Raw genomic sequence first — 13677 nt, 5'->3', positions numbered from 1 at the left:
GGCGCTGTGTCCACCCTTCTGTACTCGCTCGGACGTTGGTCGTATCGGCACCCGTGGCGCGTGCTCGTCTCCTGGATCCTCGTCCTCGGGATCGCCGGCGCGAGCGCCGGACTCTTCAGCCAGGGCACCGACAACACCTTCTCGATCCCCGGCACCGAGTCGCAGGCGGGGCTCGAACAGCTGAACCGTACCTTCCCGCAAGTGAGCGGAACCTCCGCGCAGATCGTCGTCGTCGCGGACGAGGGTGATCTCGTCGTCGACGAGCCCTACCGCGGTGCCATCGACGACGCCGTCGCCGACCTCGAAGACATCGACGGGGTCCTCGGCGTGACCGACCCGTTCGACGAGCTCGTCACGGGACTCGTCAACGACGACGAGAACGCCGCCATCATCCGCCTGCAGTTCGACGGACAGGCCACCGACGTCTCGGACGAAGCGAAGGACTCCCTGAGCGCCGTGTCCGACAGCCTGCAAGAAGCCCTCCCCGCCGGCGCGCAGGTCGCCCTCGGCGGCGACCTCTTCTCGACCTCGGTGCCCGGCCTCACGGTGACGGAGCTCCTCGGCATCCTGATCGCCCTCGTCGTTCTGATGGTGACGTTCCGCTCGTTCCTCGTCGCGGGCCTCCCGCTCGCGACCGCCATCATCGGCGTCGGTCTGTCGATGGCGCTCATCCTGCTCGCGACCGCGTTCGCTTCGATCTCCTCGACGACGCCGCTCCTCGCCCTCATGCTGGGGCTCGCGGTCGGCATCGACTACGCCCTCTTCATCGCCGCGCGACATCAGGATCAAGTGCGCGGAGGGATGGAACCCGAAGAGTCCGTCGCCCGGGCGACGGGCACGGCAGGATCCGCCGTCGTCTTCGCCGGCGTCACGGTGCTCATCGCCCTCATCGGACTCGGGTTCGCGAACATCCCCTTCCTCACGACGATGGGAGTCGCGGCCTCCGTCGCCGTCGCCCTCGCCGTCGCGGTCGCCATCACGCTGACCCCGGCACTCCTCGGCTTCGTCAAGGGCCGCGTCGTCGGACGGATGCCGAAGGCTCGGCCCGCGAAGACGCGCACGCGTCCGCGCCGCGGTTTCGCCGCGCGCTGGGTCGGCGGCGTCACGCGGCATCCCGTCGTCACGACGATCGCCGTCGTCGTCGGACTCGGCGTGCTCGCGATCCCCGCGTCGAGCCTCGCCCTCGCGCTCCCGAACGCCGGCGTGCAACCCGAGTCGTCGCCCGCCCGCATCAGCTACGACCTCGCTGCCGAAGAGTTCGGTCCGGGCTTCAACGGCCCCCTCATCATGACGGGCACGATCGTCACGTCGACCGACCCCCTCGGACTCATGGAGGATCTCGCAGCCGAGGTCGAGAAGGTGCCGGGCGTCAAGGAGATCGCGCTCGCGACCCCCAACGAGACGGCCGACACGGGCATCATCCAGATCATCCCCGACACCGCCCCCGACTCCCCCGAGACGGCGCAGCTCGTCCGCGATCTCCGCGCCCTGGCGCCCGAGCTCGCCGACGAGTACGGGATCGACCTCATCGTGACCGGATTCACGGCCGTCGGGATCGACATCTCCGACCGACTCGGTGCGGCGCTCCTCCCCTTCGGCATCTTCGTCGTCGGCTTGTCGTTCATCCTCCTGATGATCGTCTTCCGCTCGATCGCGGTCCCCCTGACCGCGGCGCTCGGATACTTGCTGTCCGTCCTCGCGGCCTTCGGTGTCGTCGCGGCCGTCTTCGAGTGGGGCTGGTTCGCCGACCTCCTCCACATCGCCCGCGTGGGTCCTGTCATCAGCTTCATGCCGATCGTCCTCATGGGCGTGCTCTTCGGACTCGCGATGGACTATCAGGTGTTCCTCGTCTCGCGCATGCGGGAGGACTACGTCCACGCGTCTCGCGCTCGCAAGGGCCGGGCTGACCGCCTGACCGCCGTCGGCGCCGTGCGCTCGGGCTTCACGGCGTCGGCCCGCGTCGTGACGGCTGCCGCGCTCATCATGTTCGCCGTCTTCGCCGCGTTCGTGCCGGAAGGCGATTCGTCGATCAAACCGATCGCGCTGGGACTCGCCGTCGGCATCGCCGTCGACGCCTTCCTCGTGCGCATGACACTCATCCCCGCGCTCATGGCGCTCCTGGGCGAAAAAGCGTGGTGGATGCCACGATGGCTCGATCGACTGCTCCCCCACTTCGACATCGAGGGCGAAGCGGTCGAGCGCGAGCTCGCACTCGCCGAGTGGCCCGAGCCCCAGACGACGGCCGCCGTCGTCGCGGAGAGTCTCACCGTCCGCGCCGAGGCGGGAGGTGACGCGGGCGAGGTCGACCTGTTCCAGGACGCGAGCTTCCGCATCGAACCCGGCGGCACGCTCGTCGCGACGGGCGACCCCCGCGCGGGGACGGCGTTCGCGCTCGCCGTCGCGGGACGTCTGACGCCGAGCGACGGGCTCCTTCGCGTGGCTGGGCACCTGCTGCCCGGACGCGCGGCGTGGGTGAGGGCCCACGTCGGCGTCGCGCTCTTCGCCGGCTCCGACGAGCCCGTGCGCGATCTTCGCCGCGCGCTCCGCGGGCGTCCCGGCATCCTCGTGATCGACGGTCTCGACATGCTCGACGCCGCCGAGCGCGACCAGGTCGCCGCCGTCCTCCGCGACGCGACGACCGCCCGGCACACGCGGGACGACCGCCCCCTGACCATCGTCGCGACGGCCCAGTCGGAAGGACGCGCTCTCGCTGTGCTCGCCGATGCACACCGTCCCGACATCTCTTCGCTTCCCCTTCGAGCCGGTATCCGCTCGACCCACGCCACCGAGGTGACCTCATGACCACGACACCCACCATCGAACGCGCCCGCTCGCGGCGCCCCGTCACGTGGCTGACCCTCGTCGGCGTGCTGCTCCTCCCCGTCGTCATCGGCGGGATCCTCGTCGCCGCTCTCTACAACCCGGTCGAACGACTCGACGGGGTCAAGGCCGCGATCGTGAACGAGGACGAAGCGGTCACGATCGACGGCCAGCAGGTTCCGCTCGGTCGTCAGCTCACGGCGGGCCTCGTCGAGGGGTCGGACGACCTTCCGTCGAACCTCGACTGGACGATCTCGAACGCCGACGACGCCGCCGAGGGCCTCGAGGACGGCACGTACGCTGCCGTCATCACGATCCCGTCGAACTTCTCCGCCGCCGCGACGTCGACCCGCCCGGGCGAGACGCCCGAACGCGCGACGATCGAAGTACAGACGCCGCCCGACAGCCTCATCGTCGACGACGCCATCACGGCGCAGGTCGCCACGGCCGCGGCATCCGTCATGGGTGAACAGCTCTCGTCGGTCTACCTCGAGAACGTCTTCCTGGGCTTCACGACGCTCGGCGACCAGCTCGGCGAGGCAGCCTCGGGCGCGTCGGAGCTCGCCGACGGCGCGGGATCCGCCGCGGACGGCGCGACGCAGCTCGCCGACGGATTCCCGCAGCTCTCGAGCGGCGCCTCGGGCCTCGCGTCGGGCGCCTCGCAGCTGCAGTCGGGGCTGGGAAGCCTCGCGGGCGGTGCCCGGCAGGCGGCATCCGGAGCCAACCAGCTCGCGGCGGGCGTGAACCAGGGCGCTGCGGAGCTCGAGGCGACGGGAATCGTTCCCGCGCAGCTCACGCAGGCCGCGAACGGCGCTGCGACGGCGACGGGACTCGCGGCGCAGAACGCGGCCGCCGCCGCTGCGACGCTCCAGACGCTTGCCGCATCGTGCACGCAGTCGGAGGACTTCTGCGCGCAGCTCGGCGAGGCTGCTCTGTCGGCCGGGACCGCGTCTGTCATCCTGTCGGGCAACGGCACGGCCTCGAACCCCGGCGCCGTGACCCTCACGCAGGGGACGGCGACGGGGATCACGCAGCTCGCGCAGCAGGCGCCGACGCAGATCGCCGACCAGTTCCGCACGATCGGCGCGAACGTCGCGTCGCTCGGGAGCGGCGTCGCGCAGCTCGCGACGGGTGCCGACCAGTCGGCGGCCGGTGCGGGCGAGCTCGCCTCGGGTGCCTCGCAGCTCGCGGGCGGCCTCGACGAGGCCGGCGCGGGAGCTGTGTCGCTCGCCGACGGCGTGCAGCAGCTCGCCGACGGCACGGGCGAACTGGCATCCGGTCTGTCCACCGCTGTCGACGAGATCCCGACGTACACGGACGCGGAGGCGTCGAGCCTCGCCGACGTCGTCGCGAACCCCGTCGAGACGGATGGCGTCGGCACGTCGCTCTTCGGAGCGTCGGCGATCCCCCTCCTCGCGATGCTTGCGTTGTGGTTCGGCGGTCTCGGAACGTTCGTGGCGCTCCAGGCCGTCTCGCGACGCGCCCTCGCCGCGCGCGAGCCGTCGTTCGCGCTCGCGCTGCGGTCGTTCCTCCCGGCCGCCGCTCTCGGTGCCGCGCAGGGACTTCTCGTCGCGGGTGTCGTCCAGGTCGCGGCATCCTATGACTGGGGCCAGTGGTGGGGCTTCGCGGGAGTCGCGGTGGTCGCGGGAATCGCGTTCGCTGCCGTCAACCAGGCGCTCGTCGCGGTGTTCGGCGGCGCAGGACGCTGGATCGCCGCCCTCGTGGGTGTGCTCGCCGTCGCGACCGGGATCGTCTCGACCGTGCCGGGTGTGCTGGCGAGTCTCGCGTCGCTCCTCCCGACGTCGCCGGCCTACCACGGCATGGTCGCGGCCCTCACGTCGGCGACCGGCGGTGGCGCCGCCGTCGCGGGCCTCGTGATCTGGACGCTTCTCGCGTTCGGTGCCACGATCCTCGCGGTCGCCCGCCGCCGCACGACGACAGCCCGCGCCATCCTGAAGGCGGCTCCCGCCACCGCCTGACGGCAAGGCTCCCCGGTCCCGGCGCCCTCCCCCGGCGCCTTCCCCCGGCCTCGGCGCCCACCCCCGGCGCCGAGGCCCCTTCCGCCGGTGGCCGGCGCTTGAGTGCCGAGAAGACCCGAACTGCTGCGATCCGCTGAGGATTCGCGCAGTTCGGGTCTTTTCGATGGAGGGACACTGACCTCGACCGGTCCCGTCCCCGATGCCTGCGGGTAAGCACGCCAAGCGAGAAGACCCGAACTGCGGGAAATCAGACCCCCAGCCCGCAGTTTGGGTCTTCTCGGCGGAGAGGGCTCGGCCCTCCCCCGGCGAGCACCCCTTTCGAGAAGATTCGAACTTCCCGAAATCTCGGCGGAGATGAGCAGTTCGGGTCTTTTCGCTGGTTGGGGAGGATGCCGCGGGGAGGCGCTGCTAGCCGTTCATCCGGTCAACGTCCGCGATCAGGTCGAGGCGGGTGAGGAGGAGGTCGCCGGCGGACCCCATCGTGCTGAGCGCCGCGACCGTGATGAATGCTCCGACGACGAGGAAGAACACGAGCGAAGGCCATGGGCGCCGCTGAGTGATTGTCAGGACGACCGCCGCGATCGCACTCAAGATCGCGATCGTCTGCCCCGCGACCGTGGCGTACGCCATCCGGAGGGCTCCGTCGACCGTGAGCGCTCCGTAGCTGTTCAGCGCGGCACTGAGAGCGAACGGAACGACGATGACGCCCAGGACGAGAACGAGCCCGCGGCTGATGCGCCGACGCGTGACCGGCACGATCCTGCTCTGCGTGGACACTGCACTCATGGCCACGACTCTACGCAAGCGCCGGCTGACGGTCACGCATCCGGCGAGGCAGCATCCCCGTGGTTGCGCGCCCAGCCCCGATCCTGGTTCTGTGGCACAGTTCCGACCGACGATCCAGACCCGCCCGACGCCTCGGACGAGCATCGTCTGCGACAGCGCCTCGACGAGATCGCCGACCAACGCATGGAGATCACCAAGAGGAGCCTCCGCTTCACGGGCCTCGGCGCATCGTGGCACACGGAAGAACTCGATGCCGAGGAGGACGACGTCCGGCGCCGTCTGGGCATGGAGGAACGCGAGCCTGCCCGGAAGTTCGGAGAACTCCTCGTGCGGGCCTTCCTTCTCACGAGGGAGTTCTCTCGCGGATGCCTCGATGGGTCGCTCGGCGATCTCAGCTTCCACCTTCGTCAGAGCGAGGTCTTCACGCCGCTGAATGACGAGCGGCGCACGAAGCCCGTCCGGATTCTGCAGGTGAGGACGAGAGTGCGTGGCTCACCTTCATGGCGCGGAGTCGCGAGAGTTCGGCTGCGGTGGCCTCGTCCCGGCTCGCCTCGCGACTCCCCGCTTGTCGACGACGACGGCGGCGTGGTCCGTGAGCGCGTGAGCGAGCACGAGGCTTCCGCGGTCGGCACCACTCACGATGAAGCGCACGACCTCACCCGGACTTCATGAGGAGGAGTCGGCGCGCGCCGATCTCGGCATCGATGGCGTCGATCTGGTCGCGCATCATGGCGCCGGCCGTGGCACCGCGAGGAGAGAAGGCCCAGCGCTGGAGTGCCTCATCGCGAGCGAGACTGAGCTCCTCGATGTGGCGTGAGATCGCCGACCTTTGCGCGTCATCCATCCCGAATTCAGACCTCCCGCGGAGAGCCGTCGTTCACCATGTTCGATCAGTAGCCCACTGCGGCGAGCCCCGCATTGGCTTGGTCGGCAGTGAAGCCTTCGCCGTACTCACTTGTGAGCTGCTGGAACAATCCGTCGCGGCTGAATGCCATCGTGTCGAGATAGGACTGTGCGGACTGGGCGGCCTCGGCGTTCCAGTCGACTCTGCCGCCCTGTTCGAGCGTTGCGATAGCGAACTCAGCGTCCTCGGCGGCGAAACCCTCCCCGTACTCACTGGTCAACTGCTCAAAGAGGCCGACCCGGCTAAAACCCATGAAGCTCAGGTATTGCTCCGCTGAGCGAATCGCGTTCTCCTGACCCAGTGTGAGCTTCGGCTTCTCTTGGAGGGTGATCGTCACCGTCGATCCTTCTTCAGCGTCCGCGCCCGCCGCGACATCCTGAGCTGTGACAGGCATCGTCAGGTCTTCGCCCGCCACGTCAACCCGGAAGCCGAGCGCGGAAAGAGCTGCTTGCGCGTCCGTGCCGGTCATCCCGACCACGCTAGGCACGGCCACCATGACCACCGTGTCTTCCTCGACGACTTCCTCAACCTGCGGTTGGGATGCAGCGGTCCTTTCGGCGATCGCGACGATGTCCTCGTCTCCGCCACCCGCAAGAGCGCCGGAGACGCCGATGATCACGATGATGCCGGCGGCGATTCCTGCCGGGATGACGATTCCCTTGCGCTTGTACCAGGGGAGCGTAGAGGGGACGTCCGCCGACTCTGAGTCGAGAACGGGATGAGCGAGCGAGCTCGTCTGCGTCGGCATCGACTGATCCGCTCCTGCTGCGGGGAGCGGGACCTCAGGAGCCACCCGAGGTGCGGCGGGACGCACATGCGCGGTCCAGGCAGTTCCGTCGTACCAGCGTTCGGTGCCCGGCATGTTGACATCGGCGTACCACCCGGCCGGGTAGATCGGTTGCCCGTCGTTGGGAGTGGTCATAGGAGTTCCCCTTCGTTGAATCGCCGAGGGCCCCAAGACTCGTCCCCCAGTCGTCGCACCCGGGTTCGTTCCCCAACGAATGCGCGACCTACCCTTCACGAGTCGGATCTGCACTCCCGCGTGCGTCAGATCACCGTAGCGGGCACCCGCAACATCCACCAGTGCCGATCACAGAATCCGGCATCAGGTGTCTGCGGCCGCAGGGAAAACCGCGTGGGCTCAGCTGAGGCCGCTGTAGGCGTGGAGGCCCTTGAAGAACATGTTCACGATCGTGAAGTTGAACAGGACCGCCGTGAATCCGATGATCGACAGCCAAGCCGACCGCGATCCACGCCAGCCGCGCGTCGCCCGCGCGTGGATGTATCCGGCGTAGAGAACCCAGATGACGAAGGTCCAGACTTCCTTCGTGTCGAAGCCCCAGTAGCGACCCCACGCGTCGTTGGCCCAGATCGACCCGGCGATGAGGGTGAAGGTCCAGAAGATGAACCCGATGATCGCGAAGCGGTACGCGAGCGTCTCGAGCGCTTCCGAGCTCGGCAGCGTGCGCAGGAACCCCGGGCCCGTCTTAGCGGGGGCGGATGCCGCGGCCCCGTCGGCCTCGGCAACGGCCGCTGCCGCGATCACCCGCTGCTCCCGGCGCGCCTGCAGCAGCTGCATGATCGAGAGGCCGAACGCGAGGGCGAAGAGGGCCGTCGCGAGCGATGCGACGAAGACGTGGATGACGAGCCAGACCGACTTGAGGGGGTCCATGAGCGGCACGACCTGGACGTAGATGTCGCCCACCATGACGGCGCCGAGAAGCACGACGATGAGGCCCGTGATGAACGTTCCGAGGAAGCGCAGGTCGTAGCGGAACAGCACGGCGAGGTACACCGCGACGATGAGGAGCGTGCCCGTCATGGCGAACTCGTACATGTTCGCCCACGGCACGCGCTCGGCGGCGATGCCGCGCAGCACGGTCGCAGCGAGGTGGAAGAGGAACCCGAGCACCGTCAGCGACGTGCCGATCCGCGCCCACACGAGGCGAGGCCGTTCGGAGCGGGGTCCGGACACGTCACGGGATGCCGCGGCTTCAGCCGCCCGCACCTCGTTGATGCCCGCGTATCCCTTGGCCGATGCTCCGACGAGCTCGCGGGTCTCCGCAGCCTCCACCTGGGTGGCTGCGGCGGAGCGGCGAGCGAGGTCGACCGCGTACGCGATGAACGCGAGCGCGTAGATCGCGATGGCCGTCCAGACCAGGAGCACCGAGACCGTATCGAGCGAGAGCGGGGCGGATTCGGGCATGGGGCTATTCTACGCGCGGGTCGGTCGTGACGACGCGGGCGGTGAGTCGGGAAGGTCGAGGCGCTCCGCCACCTCGGCGCGATGGCGTTCGGCCACCTGAGCGACGGCACCCGACAGCGTCGGGTCCTCCCCACGCGCGAGTCCTGCGTACTCGAGGTTGAGCGACGACCCCTCGGCCGACACCTTCACCCACATGCGGCGCCGAGGCACGAAGAGCGCCGCGAGGAGGCCCGCCGTCGCAAGCACCGCGAACAGCAGCACCCAGGTGGCGGCGGCATCCCGATGGATCGAGAGCGAGACGTACCGCTTGACGGCGCCCTCGAAGTCGTTCGCGCCCGCGGGCGCCTCGTTCTCGAACGTCACGGTGCCGAGTCCGTCGGGAAGGTCGGCGGTCTGACCCGGCAGCAGTTCGAGCGCGGGGGTGTCCGTCTCGCGCCCCGCGAGCTTCGTCATCTCGCTCGTGTCGAGCGTGTACACCGATCGCGGGATTCCACCGTCGATCCCGAGATCTCCCGAATAGACGTCGAGCGTCACCATCGGATAGACGAGGTCGGGGTAGCTCGACGCGTACGCGCCCGAAGACAGCTCGACCTGCGTCGGGTAGAAGAACGCGGTGAGACCGAGCTGCTCCGGCATCCCATCCGGCACCTTGATGACGCCGAGCGACGTCATCTGCGTGTCCTGAGGCAGGAACGGCACCGACTCCGAGAAGACGACGTCGCCGTCGGCGTTTCGGATCGTGATCGTCGGCGCATACCCATTGCCCATGAGGTAGACGCGGTCGCCCGCCATATCGAGCGGCTGGTTGACCCGCACCTGACCCGTCGACGTCTCGCCGTCGGCGTACTGCGTCGTGAGGTTCGCGACGAAGTCACCTGCCTGCCCGCCGCCCTGCTCACCGGCGGGGATGTACGTGACGTCGAAGCGGTCGAGGGTCAGCGCGTACGGCGTCAGTCCGTCGGAGTCGACGAAGCGTCCCGGGTTGAAGGACGTGTAGTCGAGGAGCGTGTTGACGAACGTCCGGCCCTCGATGATGACCGTCTGCCCCGTGTAAGTGAAGCCGCCGCCGATGCCGACGGACAGCAGCACGCCGATGAGCGACGCGTGGAAGACGAGGTTCCCCGTCTCACGCAGGTAGCCGCGCTCGGCCGACACCGACAGCGTCCCGCGGGAGTCGTAGCGCTCGACGCGGTATCCCGCCTTCTTCAACTGCTCGGCGGCGGTCTCGATGGCGACGGATGCCGCGGCATCCGCAGCTGCGCCGGGTGCCAGTTCGAGCGTCTCGGTGACGTGATCGTCGAGGCGGGACAGGCGCGCGGGCGTCCGCGGAGGGCGCGACCGCATCGCCTTCCAGTGGTGCTTCGTGCGGGGGATGACGCACCCGATGAGCGAGATGAACAGCAGGATGTAGATGGCCGAGAACCACGGCGAGGCGTAGACGTCGAACATGCTCAGGTTGTCGAGCACGGGCGCGAGGTCGGGGTTGTCGGCGAAGTACTGCGTCACGCCGTTGGGGTCGGCGCTCCGCTGCGGCACGAGCGACCCGGGGACGGCGGCGATCGCGAGGAGGAGGAGCAGCACGAGAGCCGTCCGCATCGAGGTCAGCTGCCGCCAGCCCCAGCGGAGCCAGCCGACGAACCCGAGCGCGGGCGAGACGATCGCGTCGTCGGACTCGACCGCCGCGTCGGCGTGGTCGGCCGGCCGCAGCGTCTCGGGCGCGTCAGAGGAGGGTCGGGACACCGGCGAACACCCCCTGGAGTTGCGCCATCCACGTGCTCCAGACGCCCGCGACCATCAGGATGCCGAGGACGATGAGCACGACGCCGCCGACGATGTTGACGGTGCGGATGTGGCGACGGACGAAAGCGACGGATCGCACGGCCCAGCCGAAGCCGAGCGTGATGAGGACGAACGGGATGCCGAGACCGAGCGAGTACGCGAGGCCGAGGAGCGCGCCGCGCCCCGCCGACGCGGAGTCGAACGACATGCCCAGGATGACGGCGAGGGTGGGCCCGATGCAGGGCGCCCACCCGATCCCCAGCGCGAGTCCGAGGAGTGGGGCGCCGACGAGGCCGAGGTTGCCGCGCACCTGCGGACGTGCGATCCGCTGCGCGAATCCAAAGGCGCCGACGAAGACGAGGCCCAGCACGATGACGACGGCGCCGAGGATGCGCGTGATGAGGTCGGTGTACTGCACGAGGAACACCCCGAGGGTGCCACCGAGGATGTTGATCGCCATGAAGACGACGGCGAACCCCGCAATGAACAGCAGGACGCCCGCGAGAAGCCGCCCCCGCGTCGGAGCCGGGGCCGGGGCATCCGGTCCGGCATCCGATTCGGCGACCGTCGCGGTCGGAGAATCGGTCGCCGGCCGGAGCATTCCGGCCGTATCCTCCGACGAACGCGGGATCGTCCGACCGGCGAGCGCTGCGCGGGACGCACGCGGCGGCCGAGGAGTGGCGGCGCCCCCGATGAACCCGAGGTAGCCCGGCACGAGCGGGAGGACGCACGGCGAGAGGAACGAGATGAGCCCCGCGAGGACCGCGATGGGGACGGCGACGAGGAGCGAGCCGTCGGCGACGATGCCGCCGATGTTCACGATTCGTCCATGACGTCGCGCACGAGCGTCGAGAGGATCGAGGCGTCCTCGAGCATCCCGATGATGCGCGCGGCGACGCGCCCCTCACGGTCGAGGACGAGCGTCGACGGGACAGCACCGAGCGGAGTCTGACCCGCGAAGGCGAGCTTGATCGAGCCGTCCTCCGTCACGAGCGCGCTCGGATACGTGACACCGAAGGTCTCGGCGAACGCCTGCGACGCCTCAGCGCCGTCGTAGAGGTTCACCCCCAGGAATTGCACGCCGTCGTCGGCATACTCCTCGTGCACTTCTTCGAGGAACGGCGCTTCGACGCGGCACGGTGCGCACGCGGCGTACCAGAAGTTCACGACGGAGACCTCGCCGAGGTAGTCGGCCGTCGTCGCGGTGCCGCCCGTGTCGAGCACCGCCTCGAACTCGACGGGATCCGTGCGCTCCTCGGGCGGGATCTCCACCCACCGGAAGTCGCCCTCGATGAAGCCCTTGTTGCTGCCTTCGCGATACTGGTCGGCCAGCGGGTCGTTCGCGCACGCGGCCAGCGTCGCGACGAGCGAGAGCGAGAGCAGGACGGATGCCACGGCCCGCAGCCTGCGGCGGGGAGTCGTGCGCGTCATACCGCCCCCACGTCCACGGCCCCGGCGGTCGCGGCGGGCTCGATGTACGAGACCTCGGTCCACGTGCCGTCGGCGAGTTCGAAGCTCGTCACGCTCGACAGCGCGCACCGGCGCTGTCGAGGGTCGTGCCGGAGGGACTCCCCCGCGATCGCGAGGTGCGTGATCCAAATGGGCAATTGGTGCGACACGATCACGACGTCACCGGATGCCGCGGCCTCCCACGCCTGCGTCATCGCGGCGTTCATGCGGCCCACGACGTCGGCGTACGGTTCGCCCCAGCTGGGAAGGGCGGGCTTTCGCAAGTGCCGCCAGTTCCACGGGTTGAAGAGGGCGCGCGCCATGCGGCGCCCTTCGAAGACGTTGGTCGGCTCGATGACGCGGTCATCGACGACCGGTTCGATCCCGAAGATCTCGGTGAAAGGTTCCGCCGACTCCTTCGCACGCTGAAGCGGGGAGCAGACGAGGGATGCCACGGGCCGCTCGAGGCCGTGGATGTACTCGGCCGCCTGCCGTGCCATCGTGCGCCCGTCAGCACTCAGTCCGAACCCGGGGAGCCGCCCGTACAGGACACGGTCGGGGTTGAAGACCTCTCCGTGGCGCACGAGATGGAGGCGATCGGCGGGCACGCGTCCAGTCTACGGCGGCGCGTTCTGTGGACGGGCTGAGCGTGCGTCACTCGATGTCGAGGCTCGGCACCTGGGTCGCTGCCGATGTCCGCCGGTGGAGATGGTGCTCCACGACGAGGAGGACGATGACGGCGGTGGCCCCGGCGAGCGCCAGGAGGATCGGCAGCGCGAGGGGTTCCGTCGGAAGCAGGAGCGCACCGACCCCGTGGGAGTCCTCCGGGGTGTCCTGCCACGGCCACAGGGCCCGGAGGGAACCGAGCATGAGGCCCGACATCGCGAGGAGCGTGAGGCGGCGATATCGGTCGAGGAGCCACTTGACGACGCGGACGATGGTCACGAGCCCGACGAGGGCACCGAGCGCGAAGACGCCGAGGTAGGCGAGATCGCGCTCGTCGACGGCGCGGAGGGTCGGCGAGTACAAGCCCACCGCGAGGAGGAAGAAGGAGCCCGACACACCCGGCACGACGAGCGCACACACGGCGATCGCGGCGGCGATCCCGACGAACCACAGCGGCGGCTCCGCGTCGACCTCCGACCCCGTCAGCGCGATGAGGAGAAAAGCGACGGCGGCCGCGACGACGAAGAGCACCACTCCGCCGATCACCGCGCCCGTCGAGTGCGGGCCTTTGGGAAGAAGGCGCAGCGGCACGATGATGCTGACGGCGACGAGGCCGAAGAAGAGCCCCCGCGAGGCCTCGACGTTGCTGCTCACGAGGTGCTCGATGGGTCCCGCGAGCGTCAGCAGGATCGCGATCATGCCGCTCACGACCGGCACGACGAGCCACCAGTCGACGCGACGCATCTCCGAAGCGAAGCCTCGCACTCTCTCGGGCCCGAACACGAGGCGCTTGAACGCCGACACGACGTGCGAGGCGCCGTCGATGAGTCGCTCGAAGACACCCGTGATGAGTGCGACGGTTCCGCCGGAGATCCCGGGCACGAGCTCCGCGAGCCCGATGAGAGCGCCGCGTATGGCGTTGAGCACGAGGTGGACGGGCTGGAAACGCCGGTCCGGACGGGGCGTATCGAGAGGGAGGGGCGGAACGTCGGTGCGGGGCTCGGTGGATCCCGAGACGTCGGACGTCCCCGAGGGTCGGAGGGGCTTGTCGTCGGCAGGTGAGTGCGGCGGCATTCTTCGAACCTACC

Annotated in this window: 12 protein-coding genes; 3 read left to right on the top strand and 9 right to left on the bottom strand. The window is 69.4% G+C overall.

The genetic code is table 11. From position 1 onward, the window contains the following. Positions 1-6 precede the first annotated feature (6 nt). Positions 7-2802: an efflux RND transporter permease subunit gene (locus FBY39_RS07300; RefSeq protein ID WP_141931486.1), complete on the top strand. Its 2796-nt coding sequence runs from the start codon at positions 7-9 to the stop codon at positions 2800-2802. Next, on the top strand, positions 2799-4799 hold the full coding sequence (locus FBY39_RS07295) for a YhgE/Pip domain-containing protein (RefSeq protein WP_141931484.1): 2001 nt from the start codon (positions 2799-2801) through the stop codon (positions 4797-4799). The genes FBY39_RS07300 and FBY39_RS07295 overlap by 4 nt, the downstream gene beginning before the upstream one ends. A 408-nt stretch (positions 4800-5207) precedes the next feature. Here the strand turns inward: FBY39_RS07295 and FBY39_RS07290 are convergent, their stop codons facing one another. Beyond that, positions 5208-5585, bottom strand: coding sequence for a hypothetical protein (locus tag FBY39_RS07290; protein ID WP_141931482.1), 378 nt, complete (start codon positions 5583-5585; stop codon positions 5208-5210). A 183-nt stretch (positions 5586-5768) separates the two neighbouring features. Between FBY39_RS07290 and FBY39_RS07285 the strand changes: the two genes are divergently transcribed. Beyond that, positions 5769-6257, top strand: coding sequence for a hypothetical protein (locus FBY39_RS07285; protein ID WP_141931480.1), 489 nt, complete (start codon positions 5769-5771; stop codon positions 6255-6257). Here FBY39_RS07285 and FBY39_RS07280 read toward each other — a convergent pair. From FBY39_RS07280 to FBY39_RS07245, 8 genes are all read right to left on the bottom strand, one after another. Then, entirely contained in the window at positions 6241-6429 is a 189-nt protein-coding gene (locus FBY39_RS07280) for a hypothetical protein (RefSeq protein WP_141931477.1), read from the bottom strand. The two genes, FBY39_RS07285 and FBY39_RS07280, sit on opposite strands and share 17 nt — an antisense overlap. A 46-nt stretch (positions 6430-6475) precedes the next feature. Further along, on the bottom strand, positions 6476-7411 hold the full coding sequence (locus FBY39_RS07275) for an Ltp family lipoprotein (protein ID WP_141931475.1): 936 nt from the start codon (positions 7409-7411) through the stop codon (positions 6476-6478). A 219-nt stretch (positions 7412-7630) separates the two neighbouring features. Beyond that, entirely contained in the window at positions 7631-8695 is a 1065-nt protein-coding gene (gene ccsB, locus FBY39_RS07270; RefSeq protein WP_141931473.1) for a c-type cytochrome biogenesis protein CcsB, read from the bottom strand. A gap of 9 nt (positions 8696-8704) precedes the next feature. Then, positions 8705-10435: a cytochrome c biogenesis protein ResB gene (locus FBY39_RS07265; protein WP_186336931.1), complete on the bottom strand. Its 1731-nt coding sequence runs from the start codon at positions 10433-10435 to the stop codon at positions 8705-8707. Further along, positions 10416-11294 (bottom strand): cytochrome c biogenesis CcdA family protein, encoded by an 879-nt coding sequence (locus FBY39_RS07260; protein ID WP_141931471.1) that lies wholly within the window; start codon positions 11292-11294, stop codon positions 10416-10418. Before FBY39_RS07260 ends, FBY39_RS07265 begins: the two co-directional genes overlap by 20 nt. Then, the gene (locus tag FBY39_RS07255) at positions 11291-11905 is read right to left on the bottom strand and encodes a TlpA disulfide reductase family protein (protein WP_141931470.1); all 615 of its coding nucleotides are present in this window, start codon (positions 11903-11905) and stop codon (positions 11291-11293) included. Before FBY39_RS07255 ends, FBY39_RS07260 begins: the two co-directional genes overlap by 4 nt. Further along, positions 11902-12531 (bottom strand): histidine phosphatase family protein, encoded by a 630-nt coding sequence (locus FBY39_RS07250; RefSeq protein WP_141931468.1) that lies wholly within the window; start codon positions 12529-12531, stop codon positions 11902-11904. The genes FBY39_RS07255 and FBY39_RS07250 overlap by 4 nt, the downstream gene beginning before the upstream one ends. A gap of 46 nt (positions 12532-12577) precedes the next feature. Continuing rightward, positions 12578-13663, bottom strand: coding sequence for a DUF368 domain-containing protein (locus FBY39_RS07245; protein ID WP_141931466.1), 1086 nt, complete (start codon positions 13661-13663; stop codon positions 12578-12580). Positions 13664-13677 lie beyond the last annotated feature (14 nt).

Origin of the sequence: Microbacterium sp. SLBN-146 (assembly GCF_006715145.1) — a bacterium.
Taxonomy (GTDB): Bacteria; Actinomycetota; Actinomycetes; order Actinomycetales; family Microbacteriaceae; genus Microbacterium.
The sequence above is the reverse complement of the archived record's forward strand: the minus strand, read 5'-3'. Positions and strand labels throughout refer to the sequence as shown.

Bases quoted from the DNA above. Each gene is read 5' to 3' on its own strand.
- FBY39_RS07255 (WP_141931470.1), bottom strand. From the start codon at position 11,905: ATGACGCGCACGACTCCCCGCCGCAGGCTGCGGGCCGTGGCATCCGTC.
- FBY39_RS07285 (WP_141931480.1), top strand. From the start codon at position 5,769: ATGGAGATCACCAAGAGGAGCCTCCGCTTCACGGGCCTCGGCGCATCG.
- FBY39_RS07290 (WP_141931482.1), bottom strand. From the start codon at position 5,585: ATGAGTGCAGTGTCCACGCAGAGCAGGATCGTGCCGGTCACGCGTCGG.
- FBY39_RS07295 (WP_141931484.1), top strand. From the start codon at position 2,799: ATGACCACGACACCCACCATCGAACGCGCCCGCTCGCGGCGCCCCGTC.
- ccsB (WP_141931473.1), bottom strand. From the start codon at position 8,695: ATGCCCGAATCCGCCCCGCTCTCGCTCGATACGGTCTCGGTGCTCCTG.
- FBY39_RS07275 (WP_141931475.1), bottom strand. From the start codon at position 7,411: ATGACCACTCCCAACGACGGGCAACCGATCTACCCGGCCGGGTGGTAC.
- FBY39_RS07280 (WP_141931477.1), bottom strand. From the start codon at position 6,429: ATGGATGACGCGCAAAGGTCGGCGATCTCACGCCACATCGAGGAGCTC.
- FBY39_RS07245 (WP_141931466.1), bottom strand. From the start codon at position 13,663: ATGCCGCCGCACTCACCTGCCGACGACAAGCCCCTCCGACCCTCGGGG.